The sequence below is a fragment of the Candidatus Nitrosomarinus catalina genome, assembly GCF_002156965.1.
Classification (GTDB): Archaea; Thermoproteota; Nitrososphaeria; order Nitrososphaerales; family Nitrosopumilaceae; genus Nitrosopumilus; species Nitrosopumilus catalinensis.
Map to the genome: position 1 here is coordinate 820,369 of NZ_CP021324.1, position 15,089 is coordinate 835,457.

17 protein-coding genes are annotated in these 15,089 nt (G+C 29.6%); 7 read left to right on the forward strand and 10 right to left on the reverse strand.

What is annotated here, in order from left to right:
• Positions 1-89: 89 nt before the first annotated feature.
• A complete protein-coding gene (locus tag NMSP_RS04930) occupies positions 90-1,055 on the forward strand; it encodes an ABC transporter ATP-binding protein (protein WP_086907725.1) in 966 nt (321 codons plus the stop codon).
• Here NMSP_RS04930 and NMSP_RS04935 read toward each other — a convergent pair.
• Together NMSP_RS04935 and NMSP_RS04940 are read right to left on the reverse strand one after the other, a co-directional pair.
• On the reverse strand, positions 1,052-4,579 hold the full coding sequence (locus NMSP_RS04935; protein WP_086907726.1) for a chromosome segregation SMC family protein: 3,528 nt from the start codon (positions 4,577-4,579) through the stop codon (positions 1,052-1,054). The two genes, NMSP_RS04930 and NMSP_RS04935, sit on opposite strands and share 4 nt — an antisense overlap.
• Positions 4,580-4,736: 157 nt before the next feature.
• Positions 4,737-5,831, reverse strand: coding sequence for an inositol-3-phosphate synthase (locus NMSP_RS04940; protein ID WP_086907727.1), 1,095 nt, complete (start codon positions 5,829-5,831; stop codon positions 4,737-4,739).
• Between the two features lie 125 nt (positions 5,832-5,956).
• On the opposite strand from NMSP_RS04940, the gene NMSP_RS04945 reads away from it, so the two are divergent.
• Positions 5,957-6,673 carry a proteasome assembly chaperone family protein gene (locus tag NMSP_RS04945; protein WP_086907728.1) on the forward strand — a complete coding sequence of 239 codons (717 nt, stop codon included), beginning with the start codon at positions 5,957-5,959 and terminating at the stop codon, positions 6,671-6,673.
• Positions 6,674-6,705: 32 nt separating this feature from the next.
• Positions 6,706-7,326: a LysE family transporter gene (locus NMSP_RS04950; protein WP_086907729.1), complete on the forward strand. Its 621-nt coding sequence runs from the start codon at positions 6,706-6,708 to the stop codon at positions 7,324-7,326.
• Here the strand turns inward: NMSP_RS04950 and NMSP_RS08700 are convergent.
• The 3 genes from NMSP_RS08700 to NMSP_RS04965 all read right to left on the reverse strand — a co-directional run bounded on the left by NMSP_RS08700 (position 7,323) and on the right by NMSP_RS04965 (position 8,400).
• Positions 7,323-7,454 carry a hypothetical protein gene (locus tag NMSP_RS08700; protein ID WP_264080386.1) on the reverse strand — a complete coding sequence of 44 codons (132 nt, stop codon included), beginning with the start codon at positions 7,452-7,454 and terminating at the stop codon, positions 7,323-7,325. The genes NMSP_RS04950 and NMSP_RS08700 overlap by 4 nt on opposite strands.
• Positions 7,455-7,539: 85 nt before the next feature.
• Entirely contained in the window at positions 7,540-8,112 is a 573-nt protein-coding gene (locus NMSP_RS04960) for an AlbA family DNA/RNA-binding protein (RefSeq protein ID WP_086907731.1), read from the reverse strand.
• Between the two features lie 39 nt (positions 8,113-8,151).
• On the reverse strand, positions 8,152-8,400 hold the full coding sequence (locus tag NMSP_RS04965; RefSeq protein ID WP_086908390.1) for a hypothetical protein: 249 nt from the start codon (positions 8,398-8,400) through the stop codon (positions 8,152-8,154).
• A 120-nt stretch (positions 8,401-8,520) separates the two neighbouring features.
• Here NMSP_RS04965 and NMSP_RS04970 point away from each other — a divergent pair, with 120 nt between their 5' ends.
• Together NMSP_RS04970 and dinB are read left to right on the forward strand one after the other, a co-directional pair.
• A complete protein-coding gene (locus NMSP_RS04970; RefSeq protein ID WP_086907732.1) occupies positions 8,521-9,393 on the forward strand; it encodes a methyltransferase domain-containing protein in 873 nt (290 codons plus the stop codon).
• A 98-nt stretch (positions 9,394-9,491) separates the two neighbouring features.
• Entirely contained in the window at positions 9,492-10,586 is a 1,095-nt protein-coding gene (dinB, locus tag NMSP_RS04975; protein ID WP_086907733.1) for a DNA polymerase IV, read from the forward strand.
• Here dinB and artG read toward each other — a convergent pair.
• The 5 genes from artG to NMSP_RS05000 all read right to left on the reverse strand — a co-directional run bounded on the left by artG (position 10,573) and on the right by NMSP_RS05000 (position 13,560).
• Positions 10,573-11,508: a thaumarchaeosortase gene (artG, locus tag NMSP_RS04980; RefSeq protein WP_086907734.1), complete on the reverse strand. Its 936-nt coding sequence runs from the start codon at positions 11,506-11,508 to the stop codon at positions 10,573-10,575. The genes dinB and artG overlap by 14 nt on opposite strands.
• A 239-nt stretch (positions 11,509-11,747) precedes the next feature.
• On the reverse strand, positions 11,748-12,227 hold the full coding sequence (locus tag NMSP_RS04985) for a hypothetical protein (RefSeq protein WP_086907735.1): 480 nt from the start codon (positions 12,225-12,227) through the stop codon (positions 11,748-11,750).
• Positions 12,228-12,908, reverse strand: a complete 681-nt coding sequence (locus NMSP_RS04990; protein ID WP_086907736.1) for a DsbA family protein — start codon at positions 12,906-12,908, stop codon at positions 12,228-12,230.
• A 32-nt stretch (positions 12,909-12,940) separates the two neighbouring features.
• Positions 12,941-13,138: a hypothetical protein gene (locus NMSP_RS04995; RefSeq protein WP_086907737.1), complete on the reverse strand. Its 198-nt coding sequence runs from the start codon at positions 13,136-13,138 to the stop codon at positions 12,941-12,943.
• A gap of 53 nt (positions 13,139-13,191) precedes the next feature.
• Positions 13,192-13,560: a C2H2-type zinc finger protein gene (locus tag NMSP_RS05000; protein ID WP_086907738.1), complete on the reverse strand. Its 369-nt coding sequence runs from the start codon at positions 13,558-13,560 to the stop codon at positions 13,192-13,194.
• 81 nt (positions 13,561-13,641) lie between these two features.
• On the opposite strand from NMSP_RS05000, the gene NMSP_RS05005 reads away from it, so the two are divergent.
• A complete protein-coding gene (locus tag NMSP_RS05005) occupies positions 13,642-14,028 on the forward strand; it encodes a hypothetical protein (protein WP_086907739.1) in 387 nt (128 codons plus the stop codon).
• A 21-nt stretch (positions 14,029-14,049) separates the two neighbouring features.
• Positions 14,050-14,928 carry an NAD(P)-dependent oxidoreductase gene (locus NMSP_RS05010; protein ID WP_086907740.1) on the forward strand — a complete coding sequence of 293 codons (879 nt, stop codon included), beginning with the start codon at positions 14,050-14,052 and terminating at the stop codon, positions 14,926-14,928.
• Positions 14,929-15,089: the final 161 nt, after the last annotated feature.

Sequence of the window (15,089 nt, forward strand, 5' to 3'; positions counted from 1 at the left end):
ATTCCTTTTTTGATTAACTTAAAATTCTTGTCACAAAAATTACGCACAGAACATATTTCTTGATATACTGGATAAAATATCTACAAACATTGACAGAAATATTGAAAATAGAACATTTAAAAAAATATTTCATTAAAAAGAAAATTTTTTCATCAGAAACTTCCACAGTTAAAGCTGTAGATGATGTCTCATTTTCATTAAAACAGGGGGAAGTTTTTGTATTGGCAGGAGAATCAGGTTCTGGAAAATCAACAATAGCAAAATTAATTTTAAAATCAATTAAAGCAGATTCTGGAAAAATTATTTTTGAGCAGGAACACACAGATGATCAAAAAAGAAATTTAGAAAAAATTAGAATGAATTGTCAAATGATTCATCAAGATCCATATGATTCAATTAATCCCAGAATGAGAATTAAAGATATCATTTCCGAACCACTTGAAATTCATAATATTATGAATAAAGAGGAAATAAACAATAGAGTAATTCAAGTATTAAAAGAAGTTAAACTAGAACCAGCTGAAGAAATTAGTAGAAAATATCCGCATATGCTATCTGGAGGGCAAAGGCAAAGAGTAGTTTTAGCTAGAGCATTAGCAATTAAACCAAAAATCATTTTAGCTGATGAACCAGTATCAATGCTAGACGTATCAATTAGAGCTGAGGTGTTAGAATTAATGAGAGAGTTACAAAAAAAATACAATATTTCATTTATCTACATTACACATGATTTGGCAACAGCCAAATATTTTGGTCAAAATATTGGAATTTTATATTTAGGGAAAATTGTGGAGAGAGGTCCAATTAACCAAGTACTAGATAGCCCAAAACACCCATACACTCAGGCATTAATTGATGCAATTTCAGAACCAAATCCTGAAAATTTAAACAAAGATAGAGTGATCAGGATTAAAGAAACAACAGGAGTTAAAAAAAACGAAGGATGTAAATTTAGAGATAGATGCCCATATGAAATTGAAAAGTGTTCAGTTGAACCAAATTTAGAAGAAGTAGGAAATGAGCATTATTCAGCATGTCATGTTAAAATCAGCTAAGTAGTCTTAACAGAAGGTACACGCTTATCCTTATAGGTCACAACATTTGAAACTCCATTCTTTGGGAAAACACCATAAATCAATTTTGCTTTTTGTATAACTGAATCTTTTAGAGAAACCATAATGAATTGACTTTCTTTTGATCTTTCCTCCAGAATTGTAGATAATCTTTCAGCATTAGGTGCGTCAAGATGTGCATCAACTTCATCAAACAAATAGAATGGAGAAGGTTTGAGTTTTTGCAGTGCAAGGACAAATACAATAGCAGCAAGTGTTTTTTCACCACCACTAATAGAAGTGGATTCTCTTTTTGGTTTATTTGGAAATTGAATCAAATAAGATATTCCAGAATTAAATATATCATCCTCATTTTGTAATTCCAACCAAGCATTACCACCAGTCATTTTATTGAAAATTAATCGAATTTCTTTATCGACTTTATCAAATGCATCCAAGAAGGTTTGTCGTTTATCTCTTTCAATACTTTCAATAAACCTAACAATTCCTGTTCTTTCTTCCTCTAATGAATTCTTTCTAACAGACATTGATCTGTAACCGTATGAAACTTCAAGATATGTTTCAGGAGCCTTTGCATTTAGTGCATTTAGAGATGACAATTCAGTAGTCAATCCCTGAACAATTGGATCAACATCAAATGTTTCCATATTTTTATCAAATCCAAATGCAGAAAGAATGTGTTGTAGTTTTGTCTCATTTTCAATCAAATCATGTAAATCACGATTTAATGAATCAGATTGACGCTCAAAATTATTAATTTGTTTAGTCAAATCTACATCTTTTCCAGTTAAAGTTTTGAGTTTACCATCTATTTCTTGAACTTCTCCAATAGAGGAACCAGATGTTGAAATTAATTCTTGTTCCTTTTGTCTTAAACTTTCCAAAATTTTGCGTTTAGGATCTTTTTGTTTTTCCAAATCATTAATTTTTGATTCAATCTGTTCAGACTCCAAATGTAAAGAATTTTCTTCATCATTTAATCTAGTTGTTTGAGATTTTTCACGATTATCTTGTGTTTGCATAGTTGTTAGTTGTGATGATTTATCACGGTAATCATTCATAATTGAAGTATACAATTTTTCAATATCAGATTTTTTAATATTTATTTTTGATAATTCACTTGCAATTCTAGTTTGTTCTCCACTAGCATAATTTTGTTCAACAATTCCTATACGATCAAGTAAAGATTCAAGATGAGATTCATTAGTAGAAACTTCGGATGAAATAATATTATTTCTTGATATCAAATCAGAAATTCTTTTTGTTAGTTGAACTTTTGTATTTTTTGCAGAAACAATTCTAGATTTTAGATTTGTGTAATTTTCAGATGCTGATGTTAAAGCATTTTCAGAAATAGAAAGTCTATCAGAGTACGATTGTATTGAATCTTCCAATTTTTTTAATGAATATTTTTTCTTTAACATGTATTTTTTAATCAGACTGATAGATTGAATTAATCCATCAATATCACTACTCATGGAAATTAATTTTGTTAATTTTGAGATTTTTGAATTTATGTCAATTACAACAGTACCGCCCTTAGCTTCAAAGAATTCCCCTTCAAGAGTTACAGATTTGTAGCCTAATTGGGATAAATTGTAAGCTGATTCACGACTGTCAGCCAGAATAATATTTCCAAAAAGGAATGTTTTGAGTGCAGAGTATGTATCAGCACATTTAACAAAATCAGATAAGACACCAATAATCCCAGATTCCTTAGGCATGGAAAGTTTGAATTTTGGTATAGCATCAAGCGGAATAATTTTTAATTTTGGAAGTTTTTTACTTCGAGCAACTTCAGCGATACCAAGTAATGTTGCAAAATCTTTTACCACTAATGCCTTAATCCAATCAGAACTAACAGCAAGAACAGAGCGCTCATATTTTTTATCCCAAGAAATCATTTCATAAACTAAGCCATCTATTCCCAATTTGTCAGCATCCTCTTTTAATTTTGCAACAGTATAATCTTCATGCATGAAACCTTTTACGGTTTTTATTTTTGATTCATATTGATTAGCAGCTTTGTCAGATTTTTCTAAAATAAATCCTAATTCATCCATATCATGAATTATTTTTAATTTTTTTGTTTTTAATTTTGAAATTCTAGATTTTAATTCAGAAATAGTATCTTGGTGATTATTTGTTAATGAGGATAATTTTGATTCTAAAGTAGTTAGTTCTACAATATCTTTTTCCAATTCATTTAATTTTTCAGAATTAGACTTTATTTTTAATTCAGATTCTTCTTTTTCGTGTAAGATTTTAGAAAGTTTTAGTTTGACATTATTAGATTGATCAGTTAGAATTTTTATTTTATCATCAATTTCAGATTTTTTTGCTGCAGCTTCAGATTGTTCAGTTAGAATTTTGTTACGTTCCGAATCAATTAATTCCAAATCATGATTAATTTTATTTTTTTCTCCATTAGTGATTTCTATTGAATCCTTAATTTTTTGTATTTGTGAATCAATGTCAGCTCTAGCATTTACAATTTCCTCTAATTCAATTTTTATTTGAGGCAGTCTGGTGTTAATTTGTTCAAGTCGCTTATTTGATGCAGATATTGCGGTATTATCAATTTCATATTGTTCCATTGCAGAACTGATTTCAGCATCAAGAGTGGCTTTGGCTTGAGTATAATCATTTGCAGCATTCATTAATTTTGATTTTTCAGTATCTAAGACACTAATTTCATCTCTTAAGATGGACCTTTCACCATCTAAAGTAGTAATTTGTAATTTCAAACCATCTAATTTCCCTTCTTTTTCGGATTTTTGTAGAGAAATGGTCTTCATTTTGTTTGCAGCAGATATGGCTTTGTATCGATTTAATTCACGTTCAAGAATATCATGACGTAATTTTTGATTCCGTTCTTCTTCCAATTCATCAATACGTTTCTTAATTTCACCCATTTTTGCAAGTGCAATCTCAAGACGTCTATCAGCTTCATCAAGTTGTTTAATGGACTCAGATTTTTTTTCGTCAAAATAAGAGAGTCCAATTAAATCTTCAATAGTCTTTCTTTTTTCTTCTGAAGTAAATTCAGAAATTCTAGTTACAGTTCCTTGTTGTACAGCATTGAGTTGGCCAAGTCCAGCATTGGCCATATCTAGTAAATCGAGAACATGACTACGTTGAGTTTTCTTTTTGTTTAGATAATAGGTATTATCACCATTTTCATCTAGCTCCCTAGTAATTTCAACAACATCACTATCTACAGGGATTTTTCTATCGGTATTATCAAAGTGTACACTTGATCTTGCCATTTTAGGACCACGGCGACCACTACCTTCAATATCATGAATCAGTGATCGAAGTTTATCAACGCGCATGACTTTGGGTTTGTTTTCACCCATTGCAAAAATGATTGCATCTAAGATGTTACTTTTTCCTGAACCATTTGGGCCTGAGATCGATACAAGTCCAGGTTCAAAATTTACAGTGGTATTTCTAAATCCAAATGATTTGAATCCAAAGATCTCTACTTTTTTTACATGTACCAATGTAGATCATTTTAAATTCGATAGGATAATCGATGATTAACAATTTTTGTTGACTCTATTGATTAATTTTTCTTGTTACATTATCAAATTTTTCGTAACGGAGGTAATTATGAAATAACTTTGTAAAAATATGATTTAAAAATAATTGAGCCTAAAATTATTCATTAGCAACAAATTGCTCACAATCTTGTCTTGCTTGGACATCAGATGTTTGTTCAATAGGATGTTTCATCAAATAAGCACTAGCAGATTTTATTGGACCTCCAATTCCTCTATCTAATGCAATTTTTGCCAATCTAACTGCATCAATTACAATTCCAGCAGAATTTGCTTTATCATCAACGTCTAAGCGAACTTCCATATTGTAAGGAATGTTTGCCCATTGTCTTCCCTCAATTCGCATAAACATTAGTTTAGTATTACCTAAGAAAGGAATGAAATCAGAAGGACCAACATAGATTTGATCATCGTCTAATCGTTCATCCAGTTGACTTTGTACACTCTCAGTTTTTGATATTTTTTTAGAAACTAGTCGATCTTGCTCTTTCATGTTAAGAAAATCAGTATTACCACCAACATTGATTTGGTATGTTTTTTCAATTTTTGTGCCTCGATCATTACATAATTTTGCCAATGTTCTATGAACTATAGTTGCACCCACCTGACCTTTAATATCATCACCAATACATGGAATATTTTTTTCTTGGAATTTTTTTGCCCAAGTTTCATCAGATGCAATGAATGAAGGAATACAATTAACAAAAGCAGTATTAGTGTCCAGACATATTTGAGCCCAGAATTCTGTTACTTTATCAGAACCAACTGGCAAATATGAAACAAGAATTTCAGCACCAGTTTCTTTAAGAATTTTTTTTGCATTTTCTGCAAGTTCAGCATCAGTTAATTTTGTTTCAACAGGTTTTACACGATTTTCAACCCATATTCCAACACCATCTAACAATGGACTTTGATACACTTTTGCCTCAGTTTTAGGCATAGTATCTTTTGGTATCCAATCAACCATGTTTGGGTATGCATAAATTGCTTCATTGAGTGGTTGGCCTACTTTGTTTTCACCGACATCAAATCCACATACAAAGTCAATATCATGAATGCCATATCCTGCTAATTTATCGTGAATAATTCCAATTACCTCTTGGGAAGGGTTTTGTCGATAATATTCAATTCCTTGAATTAGTCCTGAAAAACAATTGCCAATACCAACTAAAGCAACTTTAATTCTACCTGTCATAGCAATTCTAATAAAATAAGGCGGTTTAAAGTTTGCTTAATCAACTAGGTTTCAAAGCAAAGTAAAAATTTTTCTTGAGCAGGTGTCCAGAAAAGCCTATTATTTAATAAAATTACAGAATAATCATGACGTCTGATGAGATCAACATTAAAGAATTTAAAAAAATTGATTTAGAAGGAGGTTATTTGATTGATGGATTTCCTTCAGTAGGATTTAGTAGTGCAATTGCTACAGAATCAATGATCAATACATCACACTTTGAATTAGGGGGAATTATTGACTCAGAAATATTCCCGCCAATCAGCGTAATTAAAAATGGAAAACCAAATTATCCATCAAGAATTTTCGTTAATGAAGATTTGAAAGTAGGAGTATTTTCATCATATCTTAATTTAGATCAATCATTACATAGACAAGTTTCAGATTTAATGTTACAGTGGGCAAAAACACACAAAATTAAATTAATTGTTAGCAGTGTTGCAGTAAAATCAGATAAAGAAAATTCTGAAATGATGGGCGTAGGAAGTACAGATTCAGCCAGAAAGAAAATAGAGGAAGCAGGATTAAAAATTTTAGATCACGGAACAATTCCAGGAATTCCTGGGATGTTACTAAATGAAGGAAGCATAACAAATCAAGACGTCATTGTAATAATTTTCAATACATTAGGAGACGGTCCAGATTTCAAATCTAGTGCAGATTTGTGCATGTCAATGTCAAAACTAATTCCAGGAGCTTCATGTGACATTCCATCCTTACAAAAAGAAGCTGAAAAAGCTGAAACAACAATTAAAGAAACACAAGAAGAATCAACTCACCTTAAAGATTCAATGTACAGATAATTCTATTCTGATGGGAAACATATGAAAGAATTATGAGCAATATCATTGAATTTGCAATTATCGTCATAATAATTTCAGCGTCAGGAGTAATGTCACCAGGCCCATTATTTGCAGCAAATATCACATATGGATTAAAGCAGGGAACCAAAGCAGGAATAAAAATTGCAATAGGGCACTCACTTGTAGAATTACCATTAGTAATTTTATTAGGAATCGGGATTTTTTCGCTAGAAATTTTTCCAGAATTTAAAATAATTATTTCAATCTTAGGAGCCATTACACTTTTTGTATTTGCATTTATGCAAATTAAATCAACATTAAAGAAAAATGAAAAATCTGAAACAAAACTGAAGCAAGGGCCAATCATTACAGGAGTTTTACTAAGTGCATTAAATCCATTTTTTATAATTTGGTGGTTAACAATTGGTTTAAAATTAATTTCAGATGCAATGGCAATATGGGCATTTGTAGGAATTTTAATTGTATTTGTATTGCATGTATGGATGGATTTTGTATGGTTAGGAGCTACCGCATTTTTAATATCAAAAAGTAAAAAAATCATTTCAAATACAAATTATAAAATAATAATGTTGGCGCTAAGTGTAATATTGATTTATTTTGGAATTACATTTTTGACAGATGTGATTAATTAGCCACAATCTAAAATTTCAATTACAGGAGTACAACTATCATTATAAACAATTACTTTTTCAAGTATTTCTTCACAGAATTCAGGATTAAGAGATTGTTCATAAATTTTTATCTCATTTAAAATATACATATGATCTATACCGCATGATTTTTCATTTGTAAAAAAAAATATAACAACAGCAATTATTAAAATAATGAAAAAAATATTCCTAAAGTTATTCTTTTGTAATATCAATTTCCATGTTAGAAACGTTTCGCTGTTTTCCATCTTGGGAAGTAAGTGAATCAGAAGAAATTCGAACGTCACTAATTACATAACCAACAGTATCCATTCTTTTAACAATCATTTGAGATACATCGACTGCCTGAGTAATTCTTTTTCCTCGAGCTTTAATTGTAATACTAGGTCTAGTGGAAAGTTGAGTCAAGGTTGCAGAAACATAACTCATTATAGGTTTAGTTCCGATGAAAATTATATTTCGCTCTTCAGTAGTATTTGATTTTATAGAATTTTCAGGTGTTGGTTCTGGTTCAGGTGTTGGTTCAGGTGTTGGTTCAGGTGTTGGTTCTGGTTCAGGTGTTGGTTCTGGTTCAGGTGTTGGTTCTGGTTCAGGTGTTGGTTCTGGTTCAGGTGTTGGTTCTGGTTCAGGTGTTGGTTCTGGTTCAGGTGTTGGTTCTGGTTCAGGTGTTGGTTCGGGTTCAGGTGTTGGTTCGGGTTCAGGTTTAGTTCTAGAATCAAATTCAGATAAAATATCTTCTGCATCATTAGATTTGTTATTAAAACTCAATTTGAATTCCTATAGTAACAAATTGACTTTATCTTTTATTTAATTATTCAGGTGCTTGCCTTGGAGATAGTCTTCAAATAATTTTTCTAGATCATTGTCAGATTCACAATTCTTAATTTGTTCAACCAGATCAGGTTCCTCAATCTCATAACAATTCATCATGTCTTGAGAATCTTTGAATATCAGCATGGCTTTATTTTTAAAAATACAATGGTACAGTTTTTCTTTTTCCATATTATCAGGATTAAAGTTTACACCATTCTCATCAACAGAAACAGGATATACCATAAGAACCATAGGTGACATCAATATTTAGATTTTAACTATAATTTTATAGTAATTCACTAACAAATCATAAAAGCAATAAATACAAAAATTATTAATTTCAAATAGAATAAAAAATATCAAATGAACGAATCAACTCTTAAATTTATCAAATGTCCAAAATGTAATGGAATTATTGATTTAGAAATTTACGAAAATAAAAAAGAAATTATTGAAGGAATGTTAAAATGTGATAAATGTGAATTAGTGTTTCCAATTATCGATAAGATTCCAATAATGTTAACTAATTTTAAAAAATATATTTCTGAACATCGAATTTTAAGTGGAAAATTATACAGATTAGCCTCAAGTAAAGAAGTAAAAAAATTTCTCAAATCAACATTAGATGAAATTATTTGGGAGAATAATGACAAATCAGGAATTGAGGAAAGATGGACACAAATTTACAATAATAATAAAAATAATAAATTCTATAAAATAATAAAATCACATATAGAAAAAATTCCAAAAAGTAAATCAGTTCTAGAATATGGGTCTTCAATTGGAATAATTAGCAATCATATTTCAAATGTAAGTGAAAATGTTTTTGGAATAGATAAATCATTTAGTGCAATTCAATATGCAAAAAAAAATCAAAATAATAATTTAGATTATATTGTTTCTGATTTTGCATCACATCCTTTTGGAAATAAAAAATTTGATTTGATAATTGGCTTAAATGTACTTGAGTTAATGGAGCCAAGAATTCTGCTTAAAATGATGTCTAACCAAATATCAAATGGACATTTAATAATTTCAGATCCATATGATTACGACCGTGGAATGAATTCAGTAAAACAGCCTATGAGTGAAAATATTTTACGGGAAAAATTAGTAGAACTTAAATTTAAAATAATTAACAATACAAAAAAACCATCATTTACACCATGGAATCTAAGACTATACGACAGAGCAAGTTTAAACTACAAAGTGGATATAGTTATTGCAAAAAAATAATTCCAATATCAAAATTAATTTTAAAAACAGCATAGAAGTTAATAAAGAAAAATTGTGTGACATTCAAAATATAATAATAATCAAAAGAATTAGAAAAGATATTGGGAAGAGTAGTTTTCCACATAGATTTTGATTATTTTTACGCTCAATGTGAAGAAGTAAGAAAACCAGAATTAAAAACAAAACCAGTATGTGTTTGTGTTTTTTCTGATAGAGGTGGAGATAGCGGAGCAATTGCAACTGCAAACTATACAGCCAGACAATTTGGAGTAAAATCAGGCATACCAATTACATTTGCAAAAAGGAGATTAGAACAAAGAAAAGATGCAGTATTTTTACCAGTAGATTTTGAATATTATGAAAAAATTACTGAAAAAGCAATGAAAATAATGAAAGATAATGCAGATATTTTTGAATATGTGGGAAGAGATGAAGCATACTTAGACGTTACAAAAAGAGTTGAAGAGGATTTTACTAAAGCAAGTCATCTTGCACAACAAATAAAAAATTTGATTAGAACAGAATTAAAATTAAGTTGTTCGATAGGGGTTTCATCAAATAAATTAATTTCAAAAATAGCTTCAGATTATCAAAAACCAGATGGTTTAACGATCGTTCAACATGATAAAGTTGAACAATTTCTAGCACAACTAAATATTCGAGTCATTCCAGGAATAGGTAAAAAAACTGAACAGAGATTTAAAGAAATGAAATTAGAAACAATAGAAGAAATAAAGAAAATAGATGTGTTTACTTTGAATAAAGAATTTGGAAGAAAGAGTGGGACATACATTTACAATGCAATTAGAGGAATAAATGATGAACCAGTAAAAGAAAAAGAAGAAAGTATTCAGTATAGTAAAATTATCACTCTAAAAAAAGACTCTAAAGAATATGAATTTCTTTTAGAAAATTTGCATGAATTATGTAAACAAATTCAAAACATAGTTAAAAATAATAATAAAATGTTTAAATCAATTGGAATACATTTTGTACAATCAGATCTAAGTAACAAATCAAAATCAAAAATGTTACGTAATTCAACTAACAATCTTGAAGAGTTAAAGAAGAATGTGGAACAATTGTTAATAGATGCATTAGAAGATCAATCTATCACAATTAGAAGAGTAGGAGTAAAAGTTTCAGATTTGAGTGAAATTAAAGGTCAAAGTGACATAACTAATTTTTTTTAAGATTCTCAGATTCAGATTTTTTGAGACGTCTAGATTCTATCACAATTACAACTAAAATAAAAGCAAATAACCATGGCAAGAACATTATTTCACCAGCAATTTTGTGATATTCCTCCCAGGCAACAGGATCAGTTGTAACTTTAAGAGCATACCAAGATAATGAAAAAATACGAATTAGATTAACAATAATCGTTCCTATGATTCCTATAATGAAATATACAACTTTACGACTTTTCACTATATTCATTTTTAACATAAATGCACCAATTACCAGTGAAAAAATAATAATACTATGAACGCCTGCAGAAGGCCAAAAAACTTGTAATGCCATTGAACCATGATCACCACGTAAGAACATTATGTTATCACGTGCTATTGCAGTTCCAAGATCAAGTGCAGTAATTACCCAAACATTAGCTTGAACAAAATAAGGAACAATGTATTGTAATGGACCAAGTGTGTCATATGGAAAGAATGCATCTAATGAAAGAATTATTGCAGTGCCACTAAGAAAAATTGGTGCAGCAGGTGCAATTCTAATCCAGCGTTTACCAAAGAAGATAGTCAATCCAATAACAATAAAAATTGCCATTACAATGAAATCCCACATCCAAGTCCAAGAATAAATTAATTGAACATTAAATTGTGTTGCAGATTCAATCAGAAATTCTCTTAAGCCATATTCTAAAGAAATTAAATAAGATATCGTAAGTAATGCAATAGGAGTAAGTGAAAGTAATCTTTTTTTGGAAATAATTATTTTCAAACCAATTAATTCAGCAATAACAAAAACTAAAGCAAAAAAGTATCCACCTCTCCCTTCATTCCAACTCCAAGCAATTGAATCAGGAAATGCAATCATTGCAAATAAAATTGGGCTAGAAATTAGAAATATGCCAACAAAAAGATTCCAATTTTGCATATAATGAAGCTAAAAACGGCAAATAAAAATCTGAACTAGACAACGAACAAAGTCAATTTTTAGATAAAGTAGGGATAGAAAATCAGTCTTCAGAATCTTCTATTTCATCGAGATCGGAGTCTCTTCTGCTTGGTCGTATTGGAACATAAATTATTGTCACAATAATGAATAATTAGACTAGATGATACAATCTAAGGTTGTAAAAATTTGTCTAATTGGTAATTTTCAATCCATCAGAACTAAAAATTTACCTTACATTCAGTTTTTAGAGATTTGATCGTAGTGAAATACGTGATAACAAGTATTGAGATAGCAATTATTCTAATTGGAATTTCATAATTTGTAAGAAAGGCAGTAGCAGTAGCACCAATTGAACCAAAAGTCGAAATTACAGCAAATCCAATAGGTCCGCAGCTACATGCTCCTGCAATAGAACCAATAATGGAACCAAAGATACCACCACTAATTTTTTGTTTAGAATTTTTTAGATGTGTTATTCTAAAAAGATTCATAGGAATTACAATTGCAGATAAGATAGAAAGAATTACAATTAGACTAAACCCAAGTTCACTTCCAGAAGGCATGTGAGATACAAAAAAAGGTTCAAAGAAAATAAATTCAGAAACAAATAACAAAACAACCATCATAGATGAAAAAATTATTAGAGATAGTAAAACAAATTGAAAGTTAGAAAAAACTAATTTTAAAATATTTATCATTTATACCATAGAATCCAAAACTTGTTTGAATACAGAGAAAGGTTGAGCACCACCTATTTGTTTCTGATTAAAATCAGGACCAACTATAAAAAATCCAGGTGTTCCGTTAACACCATTATCTCTAGCCTGTTGGGAATTATATTGTACACGTTTAGAATATTTTTCGGAATCAAGACATTCATTAAATAATTCCATATCAAGGTTCAAACTAAAAGCAAATGCTTTCAGTCTTTCAGTATTTGCCCATCCACTATCAATTTTTGATTCTTGTGAAGTATACAAAATACCGTGATATTCCCAGTACATATTTTGATCATCAGCACAATAAGTTGCCTGTGCAGCTTTTGGCGAATCCTTACCTAAAAATGCAAAATCAACAAAAACTAAATTTGCTTTTCCAGTTTCAATATAATCTCGCATTATCAAAGGTTTAGTGTCATGAAACCAATTGTAACATTGATGACATTGATAATCACCAAATTCAACTATTGTAATAGGAGCATCAGGATTACCCAATACTGGAGAGCCTAAAGCTGTAGAAACACTACCATGAGTTCTACTCATATCAACATCATATTGCTCAAACGAGTTTGATTCATTATCAGATGAAGATGCTAATGCTGCAATTCCAGCAATTATAGAAATAATAATTATTCCTAAAATAGGACCTTTTTTCTTCATCAATTATTGAAATTTCAATGACTTAAAAAAACCTATTTGAGATTTTGAGAAGATTTTCTTTTAAGTAAATTTACAAATTTCTCGATTACAGTGTCAATAGGACAAACATCACAAGGAATTGTTGATGAATGAGTTTCTAGATGTTTAAGAAATTTTTCACGTGAATTTAATACCAAATCACATTTTTCACAGTAGACTTTAGTAGGATTAGAATTTGAGGATTTTTTCACAATGAATAGCTAAAATAATTGCTTATAAAGATCATGTTAAAAATAAACAAAAATTAGAGATAATGCATTCTCATATGAACATTAAGTTCAACTTGGTATTGAGTAACAAACCCACAGTGAGTACATGAAAAGAGTTGAGATTGTTGAGGTTCAGATTCCCGTTGTAATACTTCACCAGTTACAGATTTGATGTGAATTATTTCTTTATTAGAAATTACAGCAAAATTTGAACCTTCATTAATAAAATCAAAATATTCCTTTATAGCTGAAATTACTAATTCAACATCAATTATTTCATCATCCAAAGTAGACAATGTGAATTGATGATTTTTTAAAGTTGGAATTGCTTCGACTTTATCTGCCACATAAACAACTAATTCATTTTGAATTGAAGTTACATCAGCACAATCAACTGTAAGCATGAAATTTCAGAGATTAATGAATATTTTAGTTTAACAGTGGTTTGAAAATGATATTAATACATTGTAATTAGAAATGAGAGTATGGGAAATTCTGAAACATTTGGAGTTCAAAAAGGTCACGGTGAGGAGATTATTAACTGGTTAAATGAGCAGTCAAAAACACACAAAGGCAAACTAGAAGCTAGATTATACGGATATACAGTAACAACAAAAAATTTTGGAGAATTTGAAATGTTCTCATGGATTGGGGATGTGCAAATTGCAAGAAAACTCATCATAAAAGCTAGTAAAAAATTCAAAATCAAAATAATTGAAGGAGGGTATAAGCCAAAAGAAAAAGTGTTTAAAATGAAAAAATTTGATTTTGCTAAAGTCAAAAAAGGAGATAAAACAGTAGGTCAATTAGAATTTGCAGTATCACGATTTGGAAATGCAGAATGGGAAATTCAAAATGAAGAACGACATTAATAAAAATTCAAGGAGTGTAAAATGAAAATCGGAATAATAGGAGTAGGAATGTTAGGAGAAGCAGTTGCACTAAATCTATTGAATTTGGGTTTTCAGGTATCAGTATACAATAGAACTAAAGAAAAAGTATCAGAAGTTGAAAAAAATGGTGCAATAGTAATGAATTCACCAAAATTAGTAGCAGATAATTCTGAATTAATCATCATCGTTGTAAAAGATGCAGTTGCAGTAAAAGAAGTCTCATTTGGAAAGGAAGGGATCACAGAGTCCAAAAATAAAAAAATAATCGTTGCAGATATGAGTACAATTGAACCAACAGAATCAAAAGAAATTGCAGATAATTTTAAACAAAAACAAATTCAGAAATTAGAAATCCCAGTAATGGGAGGGCCAAATGTTGCAATTACAGGCAAATTAGTAATGATGGCATCAGGTCCAAAAAATAGTTTTGAACAATGCAGATCAATTTTTGAAAAAATTGCGAACAAAGTATTTTTTCTAGGAGAACAAGGTACAGCAAATTCAATCAAATTAGCCATGAATTTACAAATTACAATGTTAGCATTATCACTATCAGAAGGAATCACATTAGTAGAAAAATCAAAAGTTGACCCAAAAATCTTTTTAGAAGTTCTAAATTCAACATATTTCAAAACGGGTATGAGTGAAAACAAAGCATTCAAAATGATTGAAGGGAATTATGATGCAACTTTCACATTATCAAATTTGAAAAAAGATATCACAACAATGATCAATACATCTAAAAAATTGGGAGTAAATTTACCAATGATAGTAAAAGCTGAAGAGATATACAAAAATGCGATTAAAGAAGGATTTGGAGATGATGATTATACAGGAATTATACAATATATTAAAAAAATCAATAATTCCCAAAACTAAGCAGGTAAATTATTTTTTTTTGAGATATTTCCTATAAGAAAAACCAAAAACCAACATTGTAATTCCAGTTAGTCCACTCCACATTATAAAAGAAGTAAGATCAAATTCAGACATAGATTAGGAAAAATATTGAAACATCTAAATAGATTTGCGATTGAGAT